At 71.0% G+C, this 20,510-nt stretch carries 20 protein-coding genes and 1 pseudogene; 6 read left to right on the forward strand and 15 right to left on the reverse strand.

What is annotated here, in order from left to right; all coding sequences use genetic code 11:
* Nucleotides 1–182: 182 nt before the first annotated feature.
* Nucleotides 183–983: an SAM-dependent methyltransferase gene (locus tag OHO27_RS12170; protein WP_328423128.1), complete on the forward strand. Its 801-nt coding sequence runs from the start codon at nt 183–185 to the stop codon at nt 981–983.
* 57 nt (nt 984–1,040) lie between these two features.
* Here the strand turns inward: OHO27_RS12170 and gatB are convergent, their stop codons facing one another.
* The 6 genes from gatB to OHO27_RS12200 form a co-directional block, all read right to left on the reverse strand.
* A complete protein-coding gene (gene gatB / locus OHO27_RS12175; RefSeq protein WP_328423130.1) occupies nt 1,041–2,555 on the reverse strand; it encodes an Asp-tRNA(Asn)/Glu-tRNA(Gln) amidotransferase subunit GatB in 1,515 nt (504 codons plus the stop codon).
* A gap of 15 nt (nt 2,556–2,570) precedes the next feature.
* A complete protein-coding gene (locus OHO27_RS12180; RefSeq protein ID WP_328423132.1) occupies nt 2,571–2,810 on the reverse strand; it encodes a hypothetical protein in 240 nt (79 codons plus the stop codon).
* The gene (gene gatA, locus OHO27_RS12185; protein ID WP_328423134.1) at nt 2,807–4,300 is read right to left on the reverse strand and encodes an Asp-tRNA(Asn)/Glu-tRNA(Gln) amidotransferase subunit GatA; all 1,494 of its coding nucleotides are present in this window, start codon (nt 4,298–4,300) and stop codon (nt 2,807–2,809) included. Before gatA ends, OHO27_RS12180 begins: the two co-directional genes overlap by 4 nt.
* A gap of 5 nt (nt 4,301–4,305) precedes the next feature.
* A complete protein-coding gene (gene gatC, locus OHO27_RS12190) occupies nt 4,306–4,602 on the reverse strand; it encodes an Asp-tRNA(Asn)/Glu-tRNA(Gln) amidotransferase subunit GatC (protein ID WP_007384860.1) in 297 nt (98 codons plus the stop codon).
* Between the two features lie 93 nt (nt 4,603–4,695).
* Nucleotides 4,696–5,190 carry a cupin domain-containing protein gene (locus tag OHO27_RS12195; RefSeq protein WP_328423136.1) on the reverse strand — a complete coding sequence of 165 codons (495 nt, stop codon included), beginning with the start codon at nt 5,188–5,190 and terminating at the stop codon, nt 4,696–4,698.
* Nucleotides 5,191–5,229: 39 nt separating this feature from the next.
* Complete coding sequence (locus OHO27_RS12200; protein WP_328423138.1) at nt 5,230–5,601, reverse strand: DUF4267 domain-containing protein; 372 nt, start codon at nt 5,599–5,601, stop codon at nt 5,230–5,232.
* A gap of 87 nt (nt 5,602–5,688) precedes the next feature.
* Here OHO27_RS12200 and OHO27_RS12205 point away from each other — a divergent pair.
* Nucleotides 5,689–6,275 (forward strand): annotated as a pseudogene (locus OHO27_RS12205) (TetR/AcrR family transcriptional regulator).
* Between the two features lie 51 nt (nt 6,276–6,326).
* Here the strand turns inward: OHO27_RS12205 and OHO27_RS12210 are convergent.
* The 5 genes from OHO27_RS12210 to OHO27_RS12230 form a co-directional block, all read right to left on the reverse strand.
* Nucleotides 6,327–8,561: a putative bifunctional diguanylate cyclase/phosphodiesterase gene (locus OHO27_RS12210; RefSeq protein WP_328423140.1), complete on the reverse strand. Its 2,235-nt coding sequence runs from the start codon at nt 8,559–8,561 to the stop codon at nt 6,327–6,329.
* Nucleotides 8,562–8,833: 272 nt separating this feature from the next.
* A complete protein-coding gene (ligA, locus tag OHO27_RS12215; RefSeq protein WP_328423142.1) occupies nt 8,834–11,026 on the reverse strand; it encodes an NAD-dependent DNA ligase LigA in 2,193 nt (730 codons plus the stop codon).
* Nucleotides 11,027–11,041: 15 nt separating this feature from the next.
* Complete coding sequence (locus tag OHO27_RS12220) at nt 11,042–12,052, reverse strand: methionine synthase (protein WP_328423144.1); 1,011 nt, start codon at nt 12,050–12,052, stop codon at nt 11,042–11,044.
* A gap of 165 nt (nt 12,053–12,217) precedes the next feature.
* Nucleotides 12,218–12,907, reverse strand: a complete 690-nt coding sequence (locus tag OHO27_RS12225; protein ID WP_328423146.1) for an SDR family oxidoreductase — start codon at nt 12,905–12,907, stop codon at nt 12,218–12,220.
* A 27-nt stretch (nt 12,908–12,934) separates the two neighbouring features.
* Entirely contained in the window at nt 12,935–13,474 is a 540-nt protein-coding gene (locus OHO27_RS12230; protein WP_328423148.1) for a TIGR00730 family Rossman fold protein, read from the reverse strand.
* 50 nt (nt 13,475–13,524) lie between these two features.
* Between OHO27_RS12230 and OHO27_RS12235 the strand changes: the two genes are divergently transcribed.
* Nucleotides 13,525–13,848, forward strand: coding sequence for a DUF427 domain-containing protein (locus OHO27_RS12235; protein ID WP_328423150.1), 324 nt, complete (start codon nt 13,525–13,527; stop codon nt 13,846–13,848).
* A gap of 37 nt (nt 13,849–13,885) precedes the next feature.
* Nucleotides 13,886–14,665, forward strand: coding sequence for an alpha/beta fold hydrolase (locus OHO27_RS12240; protein WP_328423152.1), 780 nt, complete (start codon nt 13,886–13,888; stop codon nt 14,663–14,665).
* 70 nt (nt 14,666–14,735) lie between these two features.
* Here the strand turns inward: OHO27_RS12240 and mnmA are convergent, their stop codons facing one another.
* Nucleotides 14,736–15,866: a tRNA 2-thiouridine(34) synthase MnmA gene (mnmA, locus tag OHO27_RS12245; RefSeq protein WP_328423154.1), complete on the reverse strand. Its 1,131-nt coding sequence runs from the start codon at nt 15,864–15,866 to the stop codon at nt 14,736–14,738.
* Between the two features lie 60 nt (nt 15,867–15,926).
* Between mnmA and OHO27_RS12250 the strand changes: the two genes are divergently transcribed.
* Entirely contained in the window at nt 15,927–16,592 is a 666-nt protein-coding gene (locus OHO27_RS12250; protein ID WP_328423156.1) for an N-acetylmuramoyl-L-alanine amidase, read from the forward strand.
* A gap of 10 nt (nt 16,593–16,602) precedes the next feature.
* Here OHO27_RS12250 and OHO27_RS12255 read toward each other — a convergent pair whose 3' ends face one another.
* The 3 genes from OHO27_RS12255 to OHO27_RS12265 form a co-directional block, all read right to left on the reverse strand.
* The gene (locus OHO27_RS12255) at nt 16,603–17,778 is read right to left on the reverse strand and encodes a cysteine desulfurase family protein (protein ID WP_328423158.1); all 1,176 of its coding nucleotides are present in this window, start codon (nt 17,776–17,778) and stop codon (nt 16,603–16,605) included.
* Between the two features lie 1,093 nt (nt 17,779–18,871).
* Nucleotides 18,872–19,144: a DUF4190 domain-containing protein gene (locus OHO27_RS12260; RefSeq protein ID WP_328423160.1), complete on the reverse strand. Its 273-nt coding sequence runs from the start codon at nt 19,142–19,144 to the stop codon at nt 18,872–18,874.
* 56 nt (nt 19,145–19,200) lie between these two features.
* Nucleotides 19,201–19,353, reverse strand: coding sequence for a hypothetical protein (locus OHO27_RS12265; protein WP_328423162.1), 153 nt, complete (start codon nt 19,351–19,353; stop codon nt 19,201–19,203).
* Nucleotides 19,354–19,501: 148 nt separating this feature from the next.
* Between OHO27_RS12265 and OHO27_RS12270 the strand changes: the two genes are divergently transcribed.
* Nucleotides 19,502–20,128 carry a TetR family transcriptional regulator gene (locus tag OHO27_RS12270; protein WP_328423164.1) on the forward strand — a complete coding sequence of 209 codons (627 nt, stop codon included), beginning with the start codon at nt 19,502–19,504 and terminating at the stop codon, nt 20,126–20,128.
* Nucleotides 20,129–20,510: the final 382 nt, after the last annotated feature.

Consider the following 20,510-nt stretch of genomic DNA (forward strand, 5'->3'; position numbering starts at 1 on the left):
GCGAGCGTAGCGGGTCGCGCTGGGAAACCGGATGCCGGGCCGTACCTGCCACTGCTGGTTTCCGGAGGTCAGCCATGCTGCGGCAGACCGCCGCCGACCTGAGCAGGTGCATTGTTTGAGCGTCCGGCCGAGCTCCTCCGTATCCGTTTCCGCCTTCCCGGACTCAAGGAGCCCGTTCACCGATGCCGGACCTCACCCCGAGGACCTCGAATGAGGACCTCACCAAACGGCTGACCCACCCCCGCTATCCACGCAGCAACAGCTACGACCCCCGCTGGGTCGTGGAGAACCAGATGGGCCCGAACGCCCTCTGGCTGCTGGAGTGGCTCGCCCTCGGCCTGGACGCCCTGCGCCCCGGCGCGCGCGTCCTCGACCTGGGCTGCGGACGGGCGATGACCTCGGTCTTCCTGGCCAGGGAGTACGACGCCCAGGTCACGGCTGCCGACCTGTGGATCAAGCCCGACGACAACGCGGGGCGCATCGCCGAGGCCGGTTTCGCCGACCGCGTGCTGCCCGTGCACGCCGAGGCGCACGACCTGCCGTTCGCCGAGGGCAGCTTCGACGCGATCGTGAGCGTCGACGCGTACCAGTACTTCGGCACCGACGACCTGTATCTGCCCACCCTGACGCGGCTGTTGAGGCCCGGCGGACGGATCGGCGTCGTCGTGCCCGCGCTGCGGGAGGAGCCGGCGGGCCTCGAACCGCCGGAGCATCTCGAACGGTGGTGGGAGCCGGGCTACTGGTGCTTCCACTCCGCCGACTGGTGGCGACGCCAGTGGACCCGCAGCGGCGCCGCCGCGGTCGAGGCCGCCGACTGGCTGGACGACGGTTGGCGGGACTGGCTGCTGTGGTGCGAGGTGATCGCCGAGGAGAGCCCGGAGGAGTGGCATCGCACGATGGCCCACCAGGTCGGCGAGATGCTGCGCCATGACGAGGGCCGCGCGCTGGGCTTCGTACGGCTCGTAGGACGCCGTAAGCCGTAGCGCCGGGCAGGGCGACGGCCCCGGAGGACTTGCCTCCGGGGCCGTACGTGCTTTGCCTCAGCCCTCGCTGACGCCAAGCTGCTGAAGGATCAGCTCCTTGACGCGCGCCGCGTCGGCCTGGCCGCGGGTGGCCTTCATGACCGCGCCGACCAGGGCGCCGGCCGCGGCCACCTTGCCGCCGCGGATCTTGTCCGCGATGGCCGGGTTGCCGGCGATGGCCTCCTCGACGGCCGTGGTGAGCGCGCCCTCGTCCGAGACGACCTTCAGACCGCGCTTGTCGACGACCTCGTCCGGGGTGCCCTCGCCCGCGAGAACGCCCTCGATGACCTGGCGGGCCAGCTTGTCGTTGAGGTCGCCCTTCGAGACCAGCTCGGTGACGCGGGCCACCTGCGCCGGCGTGATGGCCAGCTCGTCGAGCGTCTTGCCCGACTCGTTGGCGCTGCGGGCGAGTTCGCCCATCCACCACTTGCGGGCGGAGGCGGCGTCGGCACCGGCGTCGATCGTCGCGACGATCGGGTCCAGCGCGCCGGCGTTGAGGATCGCCTGCATCTCGACCGCCGAGATGCCCCACTCCGCCAGGAGTCGGGTACGGCGGACCAGCGGCAGCTCCGGGAGACCCACCCGGATCTCCTCGACCCACTCGCGCGTGGGGGCCACCGGCACCAGGTCCGGCTCGGGGAAGTACCGGTAGTCCTCGGCCTCTTCCTTCACGCGGCCCGAGGTCGTCGACCCGGTGTCCTCGTGGAAGTGCCGCGTCTCCTGGATGATCGTCCCGCCACCGTTGAGCACGGCGGCGTGCCGCTGGATCTCGTAGCGGGCCGCGCGCTCCACGGACCGCAGCGAGTTGACGTTCTTCGTCTCGGAACGCGTGCCGAACTTGTCGCGGCCGTGCGGGCGCAGCGAGAGGTTCACGTCGCAGCGCATCTGGCCCATCTCCATACGGGCCTCGGAGACGCCGAGCGCCTTGATGAGCTCGCGCAGCTCACGGACGTACGCCTTGGCGACCTCGGGAGCACGCTCGCCCGCGCCCTCGATCGGCTTGGTGACGATCTCGATGAGCGGGATGCCCGCGCGGTTGTAGTCGAGCAGCGAGTGCGAGGCGCCGTGGATACGGCCCGTCGCGCCGCCGACGTGCGTCGACTTGCCGGTGTCCTCCTCCATGTGGGCGCGCTCGATGTCCACGCGGAAGGTCTCGCCGTCCTCCAGCTGGACGTCGAGGTAGCCGTTGAAGGCGATCGGCTCGTCGTACTGGGAGGTCTGGAAGTTCTTCGGCATGTCCGGATAGAAGTAGTTCTTCCGGGCGAAGCGGCACCACTCGGCGATCTCGCAGTTCAGCGCGAGACCGATCTTGATCGCCGACTCCACACCGATCGCGTTGACGACCGGGAGCGCGCCGGGCATGCCGAGGCAGGTGGGGCAGGTCTGCGTGTTGGCGTCCTGACCGAGTTCGGTCGAACAACCGCAGAACATCTTGGTCTTGGTGCCGAGTTCGACATGGACCTCAAGGCCCATGACGGGGTCGTACGACGCCAGAGCGTCCTCGTACGACACCAGGTCGGTCGTGGTGGTCACGGTGAAACTTCCCTCTCAGCCCAGCAGGACGTCGTCGTCGCCCAGCCGCTTCAGCTCGCGGTAGAGGATGGCGAGGCCGGTGACGATGGCGGCGGCGGACACGGTGGCGTCGATCAGGACCAGCGTGTCCTTCTCGGCGCGGGCCGTCTTGAGCCGCTTGGCGACGCCGAACGCGCCGAACGCGGTGGCGGCCATGGACAGGTACGTACCGGACTTGGACTTCTTGAAGCCCTTGGCCTTGGTCAGTGCACTCACAGCGACGGAGCCTCCTCGATCAGCGGGTGCCCCCACCTTTCCACGAAGGCGGCCTCGACAGCAGCGCCGACCTTGTAGAGCCGGTCGTCCTTCATCGCCGGAGCGATGATCTGCAGGCCTACCGGGAGGTTGTCCTCCGGAGCCAGACCGCAGGGCAGCGACATGGCCGCGTTGCCCGCCAGGTTGGTCGGGATGGTGCACAGGTCGGCGAGGTACATCGCCATCGGGTCGTCGGCACGCTCGCCGATCGCGAAGGCGGTGGTCGGCGTCGTCGGGGAGACGATCACGTCGACCTGCTCGAAGGCCTTCTCGAAGTCGCGCGTGATGAGCGTGCGGACCTTCTGGGCGCTGCCGTAGTAGGCGTCGTAGTACCCGCTCGACAGGGCGTAGGTGCCGAGCATGATGCGGCGCTTCACCTCGGGGCCGAAGCCCGCCTCACGGGTGATCGACGTGACCGCTTCGGCGGAGTTCGTGCCGTCGTCGCCGGTCCGCAGGCCGTAGCGCAGGCCGTCGAAGCGGGCGAGGTTGGAGGAGCACTCGGAGGGCGCGATCAGGTAGTACGCCGAGAGCGCCAGGTCGAAGGACGGGCAGTCCAGCTCGACGATCTCCGCGCCCAGGTCCTTGATCAGAGCGACGGACTCGTCGAAGCGCTGGATGACGCCGGCCTGGTAGCCCTCGCCGCGGAACTGCTTGACGACGCCGACGCGCATGCCCTCGACGCTGCCGTTGCGGGCGGCCTCGACGACCGGCGGGACCGGCGCGTCGATCGAGGTGGAGTCCATCGGGTCGTGCCCGGCGATGACCTCGTGCAGCAGGGCCGCGTCCAGGACCGTGCGGGCGCAGGGACCGCCCTGGTCGAGGGAGCTGGAGAAGGCGACCATGCCGTAGCGGGACACCGCGCCGTACGTCGGCTTCACGCCGACCGTGCCGGTGACGGAGGCCGGCTGGCGGATGGAGCCGCCGGTGTCGGTGCCGATGGCGAGCGGCGCCTGGAAGGAGGCGAGCGCGGCGGACGAGCCGCCACCCGAACCACCGGGGATCTTGGTGAGGTCCCAGGGGTTGCCGGTCGGGCCGTAGGCGCTGTTCTCGGTGGAGGACCCCATGGCGAACTCGTCCATGTTGGTCTTGCCGAGAATGACGACGTCGGCGGCCTTCAGCCGCTTGGTGAGCGTCGCGTCGTACGGCGGGATCCAGCCCTCGAGGATCTTCGAACCGACGGTCGTCGGGATGCCCTCGGTGGTGAAGATGTCCTTCAGCGCGAGGGGGACGCCGGCCAGCGGGCCGAGCTTCTCGCCCTTGGCGCGCTTCTCGTCGACGGCTCGGGCCTGCGCCAGGGCGCCCTCGCGGTCGACGTGCAGGAAGGCGTGCACCTTCTCGTCGACGGCCTCGATGCGGGCCAGGTGGGCCTCGGTGACCTCGACCGCGGTGAGCTCGCCGGAGGCGATCTTCGCGGCGGTCTCGGCGGCCGTGAGCTTGATGATGTCCGTCATGGCGATTAGTCCTCCCCCAGGATCTGCGGCACCTTGAAACGCTGCTGCTCCTGGGCCGGGGCGCCGGAGAGCGCCTGCTCGGGGGTGAGCGACGGACGGACCTCGTCCGCCCGCATGACGTTCGTCAGCGGGAGCGGGTGCGAGGTCGGCGGTACGTCTTGGTCGGCGACCTCACTGACGCGGGCGACCGCGCCGATGATGTCGTCCAGCTGTCCCGCGAAGTGCTCGAGCTCTTCGGGCTTCAGCTCCAGACGCGCCAGCCGGGCGAGGTGGGCGACCTCCTCGCGCGTGATGCCAGGCATGCAGCGATCCTCTGGGGTGAGTGTGTGTGGTTTGGCCCAATCCTATGGGTCGGGGACCTGTGCCCGTGAAACGGTTTCCCAGGGCCTCGTCCGTCAGTGACGGCGCCCCTCCCAGACCTCGCTCCTCATGAAGTGGTTGTCGTACAGCTCTTGCACCTCCAGCAGGCTCTCCGGGGTGGCCTCGCCGAGGGCGATGCGCTGGGTATGGCGGAAGTACTCGAAGCGCTCGACGCCGGGTGTGATGACGATCAGGAGGTCGGCGTCGGCGCCCGGCACGGCGGCGAAGGCGTGCGGTTTGCCGGGAGGTACGACGACGAGGTCGCCTGGGCCGGCGGTGAGGACGTCGTCGCCGGAGAGGATCTCGGCGGCGCCGTCGAGCAGGAAGAACATCTCGGCGGAGTTGTCGTGCCAGTGCGGCTTGGCGCCGTCGGCGCCGCCCTCGAGCGTGACGCGCTGGGTGGACAGCGCACCGCCCGTCCGACTGCTGTCGGCCAGCAGACGCATGGTGGTGGGCGCGCGGCCGACGACCTCCGCCTCGGCCTCGCGGACGATCACGGACTCGTCGAACTTCGGAACAAACAGCGACATGTCGAACCCCCGGTGCGGTCTTGACGTACTCGGACGAGGTCAGACGAGGAAGAGCAGGGCGGCGGTGATCAGGACGAAGACCGCCGTGGCGAAGTGGATCCCGAACGCGACGGCCTTCGTTCCGCCGTGCCGCAGCACTATCAGTGTGTCGCAGAGCGGCACGATCGCCACGGCGAGCATGAACCAGGCCTCGGCGCGGGCGCCCACGAAGAACAGCAGCGCCAGGCCCAGCAGGCCGAAGGTGCCGTCCCTCAGGCCCTTGATCGAGAGATAGGCACCGGCGTCGCCGTCCGGCCGGGCGGGGACGCCGTAGCCGGTGGCGGCGGAGGCGGGCTGGAACAGGAACCGGTACCCGAGGAACACGCAGAACAGGTTGAGCACGACGGCCAGGGTGTAGGCGGTCACGGTCATGTCTTCACTCCTCGCTAGCACCGCTAGGGACAGGAGCGAAGCTAGCAGAGCATCGACAGCTGCGCTAGCGCTGCTAGAATTCCTGGCATGTCGATCCAGACGCGCCGGGAGCGCGAACGAGCGGAACGCGAGCGGTTGATCGTCACGACCGCGCGGGAACTCGCGGAGGCGGAGGGCTGGGACGCGGTGACGACCCGTCGGCTGGCGGCGGAGATCGAGTACAGCCAGCCGGTCCTCTACAGCCACTTCAAGGGCAAGGACGCGATCATGGCCGCGGTCGCGGTGCAGGGCTGCGCGGACCTGGCCGACGAGTTGCGTACGGCCCGTACGGCGGCGCAGGGCAGGCGCGCGGCGCTGGCCGCGGTGGGCGAGACGTACACGGCGTTCGCACGTCGCCGGCCGGCGCTCTACGACGCCATGTTCACGCACCGGGTGGATCTGCCCTTCGCCACCCCCGAGGCCCCCGAGCCGCTACAGCGGGCCTTCGGCGAACTGCTGGCAGCGGTCGAGCCGATCGCCGCCGAGGGGGACGACCCGGGCCTGCTCACGGAGACGTACTGGGCGGGCCTGCACGGTTTGGTCACGCTGATGCGGAGCGGGCGGCTGCCGGAGGGGCGCACGAGCGACGGCTGGAGCTGCTGACGGGGCATTTCACGGCGGGGGCGGGCAGCTAGCAACCCCGCGCGGAACGGCCTTTCTTCAGCCGACCCGCACGGCAGGGCGCTTCATTCGGCGGCCGGCAGCGCCGCACGCGGCCGCTGCCACCCACGCGACCCCCGCGCCAGCAGCCATGCCGTGGTCTCCTCGGGCGGCATCGCCGCGGCGACCAGCCATCCCTGTACGGCGTCGCAGCCCATGTCCCGCAGGCGTTCCCAGGTCTCGTCGTCCTCGACGCCCTCGGCTACCACGAGCAGGCCCAGCGAGTGCGCGAGGTCCACGGTGCAGCGCACGATCTCCGCGTCCTCGGTGTCCACGGCGAGCCGGGCCACGAACGAGCGGTCGATCTTCAGTTCGCTCACGGGCAGCCGTCTGAGGTGCACGAGGGACGAGTACCCGGTGCCGAAGTCGTCCAGGGACATCTTCACGCCGTGCCCGGTCAGCGCGGCGAGCGTGTCCGCGGCGCGCGTCGGGTCCTCAAGCAGGACGTGTTCCGTTATCTCCAGTTGGAGCGCTCCCGCCGGGACACCGTGCCGGGCGAGCCGCGCGGCGACGGAGCCGGCGAATCCGGGGGTGTGGACGTCACGCGGGGAGACGTTCACGGCGACGGGCACGAACAGCCCCTGGGCCCGCCACCGGGCCACCTGTGCGAGCGCCGTCTCCAGCACGTACTCCGTCAGATGCGGCATCAGCCCGGACGACTCGGCGATCGCTATGAACTCGTCCGGCGGCACCTTCCCGCGCTCGGGATGCACCCAGCGGACCAGGGCCTCGAGGCCGGCGACCTGTCCGTCGAAGCGGACCTTCGGCTGGTAGTGCAGCTCGACCTCGTGCGCGTCGAGCGCCCGTCGCAGATCTCCCAGCAGGCCCAGCCGGTCGGGGGTGTTGGAGTCCCGCTTCGACTCGTAGACCTCCACGCCCGTACGGTCCCGCTTCGCCTGGTACATCGCCACGTCCGCGCGCCGCAGCAGCCCCTCGGCGTCGAGCGCGTGGTCGGGGAAGACCGCGACACCGGCGCTAGCCTCCAGGACCAGGGTGAGGCCGTCGAGGTCGAGCGGGGAGCTGAGGGCGGCGACGAGGCTGCGGGTCACCCGGGTCGCGGACGTCGTGGAGTCGGCGACCGGCAGTAAGACGGCGAACTCGTCACCGCCGAGCCGCGCGGCCTCCGCTCCGCGCGGCAGGGCGAGCCGCAGCCGGTCGGCTATCTGCAACAGCAACCGGTCACCGGCGAGATGACCGAGCGTGTCATTGACCGATCGGAAACGGTCGAGGTCGATCAGCATCAGGGCGGACCGGGCGCCGATGCGCTCGGCGTCGTCGAGCGCGGTCCAGATGCGCTCCAGCAGCCACTGCCGGTTGGGCAACCCGGTCAGCGGGTCGCGCAGTTGCTCCTCCGCCCGGGCCCGGGCGATCCACAGGGTGGAGTCGAGGGCGACGAGAGGGATGGAGAACAGCGGCAGCAGCAGCGGCTTGGCAGTGGCGACCACGCACACCAGCGGGGCGATGCCGAGCAGTGCGACGGCGACCAGCCCCTGTCTGACCAGGGCGGTGCGGGCGACGGTGGGCAGGCCGCCGCGCGGGGCGTGCAGGTACCAGAGCAGGACACGGGTGACCGCGAGATAGGCGGCGGCGACCAGCACCACGCCGGGGGCGGTGTAGAGCGTCCAGGTGTCGGGGTCCCAAGAGTTCTCGACGGTCGGCACCCGGCCGAAGGCGGCCAGCACGAGGGCTCCGGCGGCGATGCCGAGGATGTCCACCGCGCCGTGCAGCACACCCTGCAGCCAGCGCCCCCGCCGGGCGATGCCGACCAGAACGACGACCGTGAGGCTGACCATGCCGGCGGGCACCCAGCCGTACAGCATCAGCACGGCGAGGGTGAGGGCGGCGCCGGAGCCGGTGCCGCCCCACCAGCGGGCGCGGCCGAGCGCGACCAGGTGGCCGACGATGATGCCGGTCAGCACGGCCAGCGACCAGCCGACGGTGCCGGACGGGAAGAGGGCGTGGCCGCCGGAGAACGCCCGGTAGAAACCGGCGCCGAGAACGAACCCGGCTGCCGCGACGACCGCCGCGGGCAGCGTGGGCCAGGACAGGTGCCGTTCGTGATCGGAGCCGGGCAGCCCGTCGGCGTGCTCGGCGCCGAACGGCACGGCGATGCGGCCCTCCGTTATGACCTTCCGCCCGGCGGTGCTGCCCGCATCACTTTCCGCCCGCGAACGCTCCGCGGTCCGTGCCGCCCACCCTCGCCACGCGCCGGCGATCCGGCGCAGCCGTGAGTCGGGGGCGGCACTCTCGGTCGGTTCCATTCCCGTCCCTCTCACAGCCGGCGGTGCCCACGCCACGCGGCCCGATGCCCGACAACAACCTTCAACGGCACCGCGTTGGAAAACCCTTCCCCTCGCCCGTCAAAGCTCTGCAGAGCCAAGGGGATGCCCCGACCGCAGCTGGGCACGGCAGGCGCACACCTCAACAGTAGGCCGCAGAAGGCTTCCACGGGCAGCGGTCGTCGACGGTTGCCCGAATGCGCCCCAGCCACCCGTATGCATCTGATATGCGCCGATCGGGGGGCCTTCAACCGCTACTCCTCTGCGGGGAGTGCAACTTCGGCCGCCGCGTCGGGCCCCTGTTCCAGGAGGACGTTGAAGCCGTCCTCGTTCAGAACAGGCACCTTGAGCTGCATTGCCTTGTCGTACTTGGACCCAGGGTTGTCACCTACGACAACAAAAGATGTCTTCTTCGAAACGGAACCGGTCACTTTCGCTCCGCGAGTTTGCAGCGCCTCCTTGGCGCCGTCGCGCGTGAAGTGCTCCAGCGTGCCGGTGACGACGACGGTAAGCCCTTCCAGCGGACGCGGTCCCTCGTCCTCCCCAGAGCCCTCCTCCTCCGTGCGGACGCCGGCCGCCTTCCACTTGCGCAGGATCTCCTGGTGCCACTCCTCGGCGAACCACTCCTTCAGCGAGGCGGCGATGATCGGGCCGACGCCGTCGGTGTTCGCCAACTCCTCCTCGCCGGCCTGCTCGATACGTTCGATGGAGCGGAACTCGCGGGCCAGCGCCTCGGCGGCAACCGGTCCGACGTGACGGATCGACAGGCCGGTGAGGATGCGGGCGAGCGGACGCGACTTCGCGGCGGCGATGTTCTCCAGCATCGCGACCGCGTTCTTCTTGGGCTCGCCCTGCTGGTTGGCGAAGATCGTGACGATCTTCTCCTCGCCGGTCTTCGGGTCGCGCTTGGGCAGACCGCTGTCCTGGTCGAGGACGTACGCCTTGATGGGCAGCAGTTGCTCCACGGTCAGGTCGAACAGGTCGCCCTCGTCCAGCAGCGGCGGGTCGGACGGCTCCAGCGGCTTGGTGAGCGCGGCGGCGGCTACATAGCCGAAGTGCTCGATGTCCAGCGCCTTGCGGCCCGCGAGATAGAACAGGCGCTCACGCAACTGGGCCGGGCAGCTACGGGCGTTCGGGCAGCGCAGGTCGACGTCGGCCTCCTTCATCGGCCTGAGCGCCGTACCGCACTCCGGGCACTCGGACGGCATCACGAACTCGCGCTCGCTGCCGTCGCGCAGGTCCGCCACGGGCCCGAGGATCTCCGGGATCACGTCACCAGCCTTGCGCAACACCACCGTGTCACCGATGAGGACGCCCTTCGCCTTGACGACGTCCTGGTTGTGCAAGGTGGCGAACTCGACCTCCGAGCCCGCGACCGTGACCGGCTCGACCTGGGCGTACGGCGTGACCCGGCCCGTACGTCCCACGCCCACACGGATGTTGATGAGCTTGGTGTTGACCTCCTCCGGCGCGTACTTGTACGCGATCGCCCAGCGCGGCGCGCGCGAGGTCGAACCGAGGCGGCCCTGGAGCGGGATCTCGTCGAGCTTGACGACGACGCCGTCGATCTCGTGCTCCACCGAGTGGCGGTTCTCGCCGTAGTACGCGATGAACTCCCGGACGCCGTCGAGGCCGTCGACCACCCGGGCGTGCGTGGAGGTGGGCAGGCCCCAGCTCTTGAGCAGGTCATAGGCCTCGGAGAGGCGGTTCAGGCCCTCGTAGCCCTCCAGGGCGCCGATGCCGTGGACCACCATGTGCAGCGGAAGCGTCGCCGTGACCTTCGGGTCCTTCTGCCGCAGCGAACCGGAGGCCGAGTTGCGCGGGTTGGCGTACGGCTTCTCCCCGGCCTTCACACGCCGGGCGTTGAGGTCCGCGAAGGCCTCCATCGGGAAGTAGACCTCGCCGCGGATCTCGACGAGCCGCGGCACACGGTCGCCCGTCAGCCGATGCGGGATCTCCGCGATCGTCATGACGTTGGGCGTGATGTCCTCGCCGATCCGTCCGGTGCCCCGAGTGGCGGCCCGGGTGAGCCGGCCGTCCTCGTACGTCAGGTTCACCGCGAGCCCGTCGACCTTGAGCTCGCACAGCAGGTGGTAGTCGGGGCCGCCGACGTCCCTGGCCACTCGCTCCGCCCAGGCCGCGAGGCCCGCGTCGTCGAATACGTTGTCCAGGGAGAGCATGCGCTCGCGGTGCTCCACCTCGGCGAGGTCCGTCTCGTACTCGACGGCTACCTTCTGGGTCGGTGAGTCGGGTGTGCGCAGCTCCGGATAGTCGTCCTCCAGCGCTTCGAGCGAGCGCAGGAGCTCGTCGAACTCCGCGTCGCTGATGACCGGAGCGTCCTTCACGTAGTACCGGAAGCGGTGCTCCTCGATCTGCTCAGCGAGCTTCGCGTGCTTCTCCCGTGCCTCTGCGGGCACCGTCGTCTCCGCTTGCTTGTCGCCGGCCACCGTATGGTCCTCCCGTTACTCTGGGTTGTCCGCGAGGGATCTCGCCGCCCGGGCGCAGTGCGCGAGTGCCTTGCGCGTGTACTGCGGGGAGGCCCCCGCGAGTCCGCACGACGGCGTGACCGTGACAGCCTCCGCGAGAAGCCCCGGTGACAGCCCCAGCCTGCGCCACAACGTCCTGACACCCATGACGCTACCGGCAGGGTCTGACAATGGGCCGTCCGTGCCCGGGACGACACCTGCGAAGAGCCGGGTGCCCGCTTCCACGGCCTCGCCGATCGCATCGTCGTCACGTTCGGTGAGGAGCGAGAAGTCGAAGGAGACCGCCGCCGCGCCCGCCCGGCGCAGCAGGGCGAACGGGACGTCCGGTGCGCATGAGTGGACCACGACGGGGCCGTCGCCGTGAACCCCGACGACGTCGCGGAGGGTGGCCTCGACGATCTGCCGGTCCACGGCACGGTGGGTCCGGTAGCCGCTGGCGGACTTCACCTGCCCGCGCAGTACGGCGACGAGGGAGGGCTCGTCGAGCTGGAGGACGACCTGGGCGCCGGGTACCCGGCGCCGGACCTCCTCCAGGTGCTGCCGCAGCCCCTCGGCGAGTGAGGCGGCGAGATCACGGCAGGCGCCGGCGTCGGAGAGAACGACCTCGCCGTTCTTCAGCTCCAGGGCCGCGGCCAGGGTCCAGGGCCCGACGGCCTGGACCTTCAGCAGCCCCTCGTGTCCCTGGGTGAACTCCTCCAGCGCATCGAGGTCCTCCCCCAGCCACGATCTCGCCCGCCTGGTGTCCCGCCCCGGCCGGTCCCCGATCCGCCATCCGCTGGGCTCCACGCGCGCGTACAGCTCGACGAGCATCCCCGCGGTCCGCCCGATCATGTCCGCGCCGGGGCCGCGGGCGGGCAGCTCGGCGAGGAACGGGAAGTCCTCGAATGACCCCGTGACGGTCTTGGCGGCCTCACGGGCGTCGCCGCCGGGCATGGAGCCGATGCCGGTGGCTCCGCCGAAGCCGGCCTGGCTGGTGTTGTTGCTCACCCCCGAAGCCTACGTAACCCCTCCGGGGTGGCTCTCCGCGGTGGGCGTGCGCGGTGGGTCCGTTCCTGGGGGCGGCCGCCCTCAGACCCCCGCTTCGGCCCTGCGGGCCTCGTCCTCAAACGCCGGACGGGCTGAATTGCCAGGACCGGCGCCCGGGCCGTGCCGTCAGTTTCCCGGCCGTACCGTCAGGTCGTTGACCTCCGCGTCCCTCGGCAGGTCCAGGGCCATCAGGATCGTCGTGGCGACCGACTCGGGGTCGATCCACTTCGACTCGTCGTACTCCTTGCCCTCCTGCTGGTGGACCTTCGCCTGCATCGGGCTGGCGGTGCGGCCGGGGTAGACGGACGTGACCCGGACGCCGTTGTCGTGCTCCTCGTTGCGCAGGGAGTCGGCCAGGGCCTTCAGACCGTGCTTGGAGGCGGCGTATGCGGACCACTCGGCGCTCGCACGCAGGCCCGCGCCCGAGTTCACGAAGATCACATGGCCGCGGGCGGTGCGGAGTTGGGGAAGGAAGTGGCGGGTCAGTTCCGCCGGGGCGATCAGGTTGACGTTCAGCTGGTGGCGCCAGGACTTCGGGGTCAGGTCGCCCACCGGGCCGAGGTCCACGACCCCGGCGATGTGGAGCAGGGAGTCCACCCGGCCCGGGAGCGTCTGGTGGGAGAAGGCCCAGGACAGCTTGTCCGGGTCCGCCAGGTCGCCGACCAGCGTCTTCGCGCCGGGGAACGCCGCCGCCAGCTCCTTCGCGCGGCCCGCGTCGCGCGCGTGGAGGACGAGATCGTCCCCGCGCGCGTGCAGACGGCGGGCCACGGCCGCGCCGATGCCGGAGCCCGCTCCGGTGATCACATGTGTAGCCATGCCCGCCATGCTCGCATCAGTGCCCGGTCACTCCACTCCCTGGCTCTCCTCCAGGTACGCCAGCGCCCCCACCGGCTCCTCCGCGAAGAACACCAGGTCGGTCAGGGGGCGGGGCAGGAAGCCCTCGTCCTCCATGCGCCGGAACTGCTCCTTCAGGCCGTCGTAGAAGCCCGCGGTGTTCAGCAGGACGACCGGCTTCTCCGTGTGGCCGTGCTTCTTCAGCTCCAGGATCTCCGTCGCCTCGTCGAGGGTTCCGGTGCCGCCGACCATGATCACCACGGCGTCGGCCTTCTCCACCAGCAGCTTCTTGCGCTCGGCCAGGTCCTTCGCGATCACCATCTCGTCGACACCCGGGCGGACCTTCGATGCCAGGAACTGCACGGAGACCCCGACCAGCCGGCCGCCCGCCTCCTGCACACCGTCGGCGACCACCTTCATCAGCCCGACGTCGGAGCCGCCCCACACAAGCGTGTGCCCGCCCTTGCCCAGCAGTTTCGCGAACTCGCGCGCGGGTCGCGTGTAACGGTCGTCGAGGTCGGCGGCGGAGAGGAAGACACAGATACGCATGCCGCCACCGTACGCGGGAAGAACTGGGGGCCCGCGAACGCTTTTCGGATATGGCTCAAGGACACACGATCACGATCGAGCAGGGCACCCGACGCGTGCGGGTCGTCCACGGCGACCAGATCCTGGCTGAATCCGACCGCCCGCTCCTCCTGCGGGAGACGGGCTGTCCCGTGCGCTACTACATCCCGCCGGAGGACGTACGCCTGGACCTGCTGACGCCCTCGGAGACGCACTCCTACTGCCCGTTCAAGGGAACGGCCTCCTACTGGTCGCTGCCCGACGCGGCGGACCTCGTCTGGGCCTACCCGGACCCGAAGCCGGACGTGGCCGAGATCAAGGACCACCTGTGCTTCTACGAAGTCGAGGTGTCGTAGACGATTAGGGCCGTCCCATACGGCAATCTCCACAGGCATGGACAAGAACACCATTTCGCACGACGGCACCTCCATCGCGTACCAGAGCAGCGGGCAGGGGCCGGCGGTGATCCTGGTCAGCGGGGCGATGTCCACCGGGGCCACGGTCGCGCCGCTGGCCGTGCCTCTCGCGGATCGCTTCCGGGTCGTTTCCTACGACCGTCGGGGGCGCGGCGAGAGCGGTGACACAGAGCCGTACGCGGTGGAGCGCGAGGTCGAGGATCTTGCCGCGCTGATCGAGGCGGTGGGCGGCGAGGCGGCGCTCTACGGTGTCTCGTCGGGCGGCGCCCTGGCGCTTGAAGCGGCGGCGAGCGGGCTGCCGGTACGTCAGGTCGCCGTTTACGAGGTGCCGTTCGCCGTATACGAGGGCGGCGCCAAGGAGCGCGCGGAGTACACCGAGCGGCTGACCGAGGCGCTGGCGGAAGGCCGGCACGGGGACGCCGTCGAGCTCTTCCTGCGGCTCACGGGCATGGCCGAGCAGATGATCCAGGGTGCCCGCCAGTCGCCCATGTGGCCCGGTCTGGAGACCATCGCGCCGAGCCTGGCGTACGACAACGCTGTGATGGGCGACGGTCTGCTGCCCCGCGACCGGCTGGCCTCGATCGCGGTGCCGGTGCTGGCCGTCGCGGGCAGCGTGAGCCCCGCGTGGATGCGCGAGGCGACGCGGGCGGTCGCTCAGACCGTGCCCGAGGGGACGTACCGGAGCCTGGAGGGGCAGACCCACATGGTGGAGCCGGACGTTCTCGGGCCGGTGCTCGCGGAGTTCTTCGGGGCGTGATCGAGGTCGGGGACGGGCACACGCGTGTGCCCGGAGTTCGGCTCCACCCACCCCGCCCAGCCGCCTCGCCTCAGACGGCCGCTGTCGTCGCCCGCACTGTCGACGCGATCGTCGCCGAGCCCACCACGCGCGTGTCGTCGTACAGGACGATCGCCTGGCCGGGGGCCACTCCGCGGACCGGGTCCGTGAAGGTGACCTCCAGGCGGCCGTCGACCAGGTCGGCGGTCACCTCGGTCTCGCCGCCGTGGGCGCGGAGCTGGGCGGTGTAGGTGCCGGGGCCGGTCGGGGCGGTGCCGCACCAGCGGGGCTTGATGGCGGTCAGGGCGCTGACGCCGAGGGAGTCCGCCGGGCCGACCGTCACCGTGTTGTCGACCGGCGAGATGTCGAGGACGTAGCGGGGCTTGCCGTCGGGGGCCGGGGTGCCGATGCGCAGGCCCTTGCGCTGGCCGATGGTGAAGCCGTACGCCCCCTCGTGCGTGCCGAGCTTCGCACCCGTCTCGTCGACGATGTCGCCCTCCGCCTTGCCGAGGCGGTTCGCGAGGAAGCCCTGGGTGTCGCCGTCGGCGATGAAGCAGATGTCGTGCGAGTCGGGCTTCTTCGCCACCGCCAGACCGCGGCGCTCGGCCTCCGCGCGGATCTCGTCCTTCGTCGTCAGGGTGTCGCCGAGCGGGAACATCGCGTGCGCGAGCTGCTGCTCGTCCAGGACGCCGAGGACGTACGACTGGTCCTTGGCCATGTCGGAGGCGCGGTGCAGTTCGCGGGTGCCGTCGTCGTTCAGCACGACCGTCGCGTAGTGGCCGGTGCAGACCGCGTCGAAGCCGAGGGCCAGGGCCTTGTCCAGCAGGGCCGCGAACTTGATCTTCTCGTTGCAGCGCAGGCACGGGTTCGGGGTGCGCCCGGCCTCGTACTCGGCGATGAAGTCCTCGACCACGTCCTCGCGGAAGCGGTCGGCGAGGTCCCATACGTAGAACGGGATGCCGATCACGTCCGCGGCGCGGCGGGCGTCGCGGGAGTCCTCGATGGTGCAACAGCCCCGCGCGCCCGTGCGGAAGGATTGGGGGTTCGCGGAGAGCGCGAGGTGGACGCCGGTGACGTCATGGCCCGCCTCGGCCGCGCGGGCGGCGGCGACGGCGGAGTCGACCCCGCCGGACATGGCGGCGAGGACACGGAGGGGGCGGGAGGGCTGCGCGGTGTCAGTCATAACCCTTCCAGGGTACGGGGGCGTGGGAACCAGGACCCGCGAGTATCCGTTGACGATCACATGGGACAGCGGAAGGCTCGGAAGGACGGCGACCGGAAGGTCGGCCGTCGCGCGTTGCTGATCGGTGGGGCAGTGGCGGCGGCGGGCTCGGCCGTGCTGGCCCGAGACGAGCTCGCGCGGTTGTGGTGGCGGGTTCCGGGCGTGGAGAAGCCGCGCAAGGAGGGCGAGGTCGATTACACCGGCGCGCGGTGGGTGGCGGCGTCGGACGCGAACTGGCGGCGGGCGGACCGGCCCGACGACTACGGCATAGACATGGTGATCATCCATGTCACCCAGGGCAGCTTCGACAGCGCGGTGAAGGTGTTCCAGGACCCGGAACACGGTGCGGCCGCGCACTACATCGTCCGCAAGGACGGCCACGTCACGCAGATGATCCGCGAACTGGACGTGGCGTACCACGCGGGCAATCGCGACTACAACGAGCGCAGTGTCGGCATCGAGCACGAGGGCTTCGTGGAGCGGCCGCAGGACCTCACGGACGAGATGTACGAGGCCTCGGCGCGGCTGACGGCCCGGATATGTGCGCGCTATGACATCCCCGTCGACCGCGAGCACATCATCGGGCACGTGGAGGTGCCGGGGACCGATCACACGGATCCCGGGAAGCACTGGGACTGGGAGCGGTACATGAAGCTTGTGCGGCAGGCGCGTACGGCGAAGGCCTGACCGCGGCTGCTTACGTCAGGCCTGCCGCCCGCGCCCGCTCCACCGCCGGGCCGATCGCCTTGGCGACCGCCTCGACGTCGGCCTCAGTGGAGGTGTGGCCGAGGGAGAATCGGAGGGTGCCGCGGGCCAGGTCGGGGTCGGTGCCGGTGGCCAGGAGGACGTGGCTCGGCTGGGCGACGCCCGCGGTGCAGGCGGAGCCGGTGGAGCACTCGATCCCCTGGGCGTCGAGCAGCAAGAGCAGGGAGTCGCCCTCGCAGCCCGGGAAGGTGAAGTGCGCGTTGGCCGGGAGGCGACCGCCGGGTGCCGGGTCGCCGCCGAGGATCGCGTCCGAGACGGCCGTACGGACCGCCTCGACCAGGGCGTCGCGCAGGGCGCCGATCTCCCGGTCGAACCACTCGCGCTGCTCGGCGGCGAGGCGGCCGGCGACCGCGAAGGAGGCGATGGCGGGGACGTCGAGGGTGCCGGAGCGGACGTGGCGTTCCTGGCCGCCGCCGTGCAGGACGGGGACGGGGGTCTGATCACGGCCGAGGATCAGGGCGCCGATGCCGTACGGGCCGCCGATCTTGTGGCCGGAGACCGTCATCGCGGCGAGGCCGGAGGCGGCGAAGTCGACGGGGACCTGGCCGAAGGCCTGGACGGCGTCGGCGTGCAGAGGGATGTCGAACTCTTTTGCCACGTCGGCCAGTTCACGGATCGGCATGACGGTGCCGATCTCGTTGTTGGCCCACATCACCGTGGCGAGGGCGACGTCGTGGGGGTTGCGGGCGACGGCTTCGCGCAGGGCGTCCGGGTGGACGCGGCCGTGGGCGTCGACCGGGAGGTACTCGACCTCGGCGCCCTCATGCTCGCTGAGCCAGTGGACGGCGTCGAGGACGGCGTGGTGCTCGACGGGGCTGGCCAGGATGCGGGTGCGGGTGCCGGCCGGGTCGGCGTCACGGCGGGACCAGTACAGGCCCTTGACCGCGAGGTTGTCGGCCTCGGTGCCGCCGGAGGTGAGGACGACCTCGCTGGGGCGGGCGCCGAGCGCTTCCGCGAGGGTCTCGCGGGCCTCCTCGACGGTTCGCCTCGCGCGGCGGCCGGATGCGTGGAGGGAGGAGGCGTTGCCGGTGACGCTCAGGTGGGCGGTCAGGGCCTCTGCCGCCTCCGGGAGCATGGGGGTCGTCGCGGCGTGGTCGAGGTAAGCCATGGTGAGCCCGATTCTACGGGCGCCGACGCGGGGGCTCGTGCCCAGGTTGCCGCGGAGGGTGGCGGGATTGCGACCTGCCCGCGTTGCAGTCGACCTCGGTGGCGACCCACCCGGCACTGCAGCCCGCGCCCACCCGTTCCGCCCTGCGGAACGACTGCCTACGGGGATCGATGGTTCGGGCGGCGGCGGTCATGGCACGACCCACTCCCGGAGCTCCGGCAGCCCGGTCAGCGGTCGCCCGACGGCGCACGGCGGTCAGCCGGCGGCGGTGCGCGGACGACGGAGGGCGGAGGGCGGGCGGCGGTGCGCGGACGACGGAGGGCGGGCGGCGCTTCGTGGTGGGCCGACGGCGGTCGACAGGCAGCGCGCGAACCAGTCCCGCAGCCCCGGCGGCTCGCCGCGGGCGCCAACAGGCCGGGCAGGGGGAGCCAGTCCCGGCGCTCAGCGGACGGCGGACCACGGGCACCAGGCCCCCCGCGGCCCACTCCCCCAGTCTCGGCAGCTTGGCCAGCGGACGGCCGGCGGCGGGCGACAAGCAGCGGCAAGCGGACGACAGTGAGCGGGCGGAGCTCGCTGGTCGACAGGCGGCACGCAGCGGTCAGCCGACGGCGTCCGCGGACGACGGAGGGCAGGCGGCGCTTCGTGGTGGGCCGACGGCGGTCGACAGGCAGCGCGCGAACCAGTCCCGCAGCCCCGGCGGCTCGCCGCGGGCGCCAACAGGCCGACGGCGGGGGGCAGGGTCAGCCCCGGTGGTCAGCGGACGGCGGATCGCGGGCGCAGGCCCCCGCGAATCACTCCCCCAGTCCCAGCGGCTCGCCGCGGACGCCGGCAGGCCGACGGCGGGGGGCGACGGTCAGCCCCGGCGGTCAGCGGACGGTTGGGCGACAGGCGGCGCTCAGCGGAAGGTGGGCAGAAGGCCCCTCGCGAACCGCTCCCCCAGTCCCGGCAGGCTGCGCAGCGGACGGCGAGCGGTGGCGGGTGCGGGGTCGGTCAGTCGGCGGTGGTCAGTGGGTGGCGCCCGGCGGGACGTCCGCGGCTGCGGCTCGTCCCAAGCCGCTTGCCGTCGGATACGGATGCCGGTGTTCCGGAACCCCTAGAAGCTCCAGGAGAGCGTGTTGTCCGCCTGCACGAAGGCCAGCAGGACCAGCAGGTCGGCGACGCCCAGGCCCATGCCCAGGTAGGCGCGGCCCCTGCGCTTGGTGCCCCGCCACAGGGACGCTGCGGCCAGGACGATCGCGGTCGGGCCGAGGAAGAGGTTGAAGACGAGGAGGCCGAGGAGGCCGAGGATGAAGGACGCCACGGCCATGCCGTCGGCGTCGCGGGTGCGGGTGCCGGGGCGCGCGGTGGCCGGTGCGGTGAGGTGCATGGGTGTCAGCTCCCGAGAAGTCGGTTCGGATGACGGAGTCGATTCGGACGACGGAGTCAGTTGCGGCGGGCGTGACGCTCGCGGGCGGCGAAGATGCCCAGCCAGACGGCGACCACGGCGGCGGCAACGGCGGTGAAGGCGAGCGGTGCGTGGGCCACAGTGCCCAGCAGCACGCCCAGCAGCAGGAGCGCGGCGACGAGGAACAGCATGGGATGGAGCCCCCTTCGAGATCCCTCTCGCTGGAGATCTCTCTCGTTACGTTTGGGTGAACAGTTGTAGTAACAGTTGTTCACTGACTCCAAGTCTAGCGCGCCCCGCGGCTTTTCAATTCCAGAGAACAGTTGTTAACTGCATGGTATGAGTCACACCTTCGGTATCCGGCAGGCCCAGAAGCAGAAGACCCGCCAGTCCCTCCTGGACGCGGCGCTCGCACTGCTGGAGGAGCAGAGCCTGAGCAGCCTGGGCCTGCGCGAGGTCACCCGTGCCGTCGGCGTCGCCCCCACCGCCTTCTACCGGCACTTCCGCTCCACCGCCGACCTCGGAGTCGCCCTCGTCGAGGAGGCGCTGGGCAGTCTGCACCCCATGATCCGGACGATCGTCAGCTCCGCCGGGGACAGCGACCAACGCATAGAACGCGCCGTCGACCTGATCGCCCGGCATGTCGACACCCACCCTGCCCACGTCCGCTTCATCGCCCGGGAGCGGCACGGCGGCGTGCAGTCGGTGCGGGAGGCGATCCAGGACCAACTGGCCCGTTTCGCCGAGGAGGTGAAGGTCGCGCTCACCAAGGACCCGGTCTCCGAGGGCTGGAACGACGACGACCTCCTCATGCTCGCCAACCTCTACGTCGACCAGATGCTGATGACGGCCTCGCTGTTCCTGGACGCCCTGGAGGCGCCGGAGGAGGAGCGGCGGCGCGTCGCCCAGGTCGCGACCCGCCAGATGCGGTTGATCAGCATCGGCCGGGAGCACTGGCTGGACTGAGGACGGCGCAACGCCACAGGGGCGGCACCCCGTTCACCGGGAGTGCCGCCCCTGTCGTACGACTCGTACGGCGCCCTGCGTCAGCTCTTGGTCGACGACGCCGCCGCGCTCGGCGCACCACTCGGCACCCCGCTGGGAGCCGCCCCGCCGCCGGGCCCACCACAGCCACCCTGACCCCCGCCGGGGCCACCCTGCCCTCCACCGGGGCCGCCACTGGCCGCACCGCTCGGCGCACCCGACGGCACACCGGAAGGCGCACCCGACGGCTGCGCGGTCGGAGCGCCCGACGGCGCACCGCTGGGCGCCCCCGAAGCCGCACCGCTCGGCTGCTGACACGACGACTGCTGCTGCCCGGAGTTGCCGCTGTTCGACGTCGATGACG

Source organism: Streptomyces sp. NBC_00443 (assembly GCF_036014175.1).
Taxonomy (GTDB): Bacteria; Actinomycetota; Actinomycetes; order Streptomycetales; family Streptomycetaceae; genus Streptomyces.

Coding starts and splice junctions, on each gene's coding strand:
- mnmA (WP_328423154.1), bottom strand. CDS start 15,866: ATGACTGACACCGCGCAGCCCTCCCGCCCCCTCCGTGTCCTCGCCGCC.
- OHO27_RS12210 (WP_328423140.1), bottom strand. CDS start 8,561: ATGGAACCGACCGAGAGTGCCGCCCCCGACTCACGGCTGCGCCGGATC.
- OHO27_RS12170 (WP_328423128.1), top strand. CDS start 183: ATGCCGGACCTCACCCCGAGGACCTCGAATGAGGACCTCACCAAACGG.
- OHO27_RS12250 (WP_328423156.1), top strand. CDS start 15,927: ATGGGACAGCGGAAGGCTCGGAAGGACGGCGACCGGAAGGTCGGCCGT.
- OHO27_RS12195 (WP_328423136.1), bottom strand. CDS start 5,190: ATGTCGCTGTTTGTTCCGAAGTTCGACGAGTCCGTGATCGTCCGCGAG.
- OHO27_RS12235 (WP_328423150.1), top strand. CDS start 13,525: ATGGCTCAAGGACACACGATCACGATCGAGCAGGGCACCCGACGCGTG.
- OHO27_RS12265 (WP_328423162.1), bottom strand. CDS start 19,353: ATGCTGTTCCTCGTCGCCGCGCTCCTGCTGCTGGGCGTGCTGCTGGGC.
- gatC (WP_007384860.1), bottom strand. CDS start 4,602: ATGCCTGGCATCACGCGCGAGGAGGTCGCCCACCTCGCCCGGCTGGCG.
- OHO27_RS12225 (WP_328423146.1), bottom strand. CDS start 12,907: ATGGCTACACATGTGATCACCGGAGCGGGCTCCGGCATCGGCGCGGCC.
- OHO27_RS12240 (WP_328423152.1), top strand. CDS start 13,886: ATGGACAAGAACACCATTTCGCACGACGGCACCTCCATCGCGTACCAG.
- OHO27_RS12230 (WP_328423148.1), bottom strand. CDS start 13,474: ATGCGTATCTGTGTCTTCCTCTCCGCCGCCGACCTCGACGACCGTTAC.
- OHO27_RS12270 (WP_328423164.1), top strand. CDS start 19,502: ATGAGTCACACCTTCGGTATCCGGCAGGCCCAGAAGCAGAAGACCCGC.
- gatA (WP_328423134.1), bottom strand. CDS start 4,300: ATGACGGACATCATCAAGCTCACGGCCGCCGAGACCGCCGCGAAGATC.
- OHO27_RS12200 (WP_328423138.1), bottom strand. CDS start 5,601: ATGACCGTGACCGCCTACACCCTGGCCGTCGTGCTCAACCTGTTCTGC.
- OHO27_RS12260 (WP_328423160.1), bottom strand. CDS start 19,144: ATGCACCTCACCGCACCGGCCACCGCGCGCCCCGGCACCCGCACCCGC.
- OHO27_RS12255 (WP_328423158.1), bottom strand. CDS start 17,778: ATGGCTTACCTCGACCACGCCGCGACGACCCCCATGCTCCCGGAGGCG.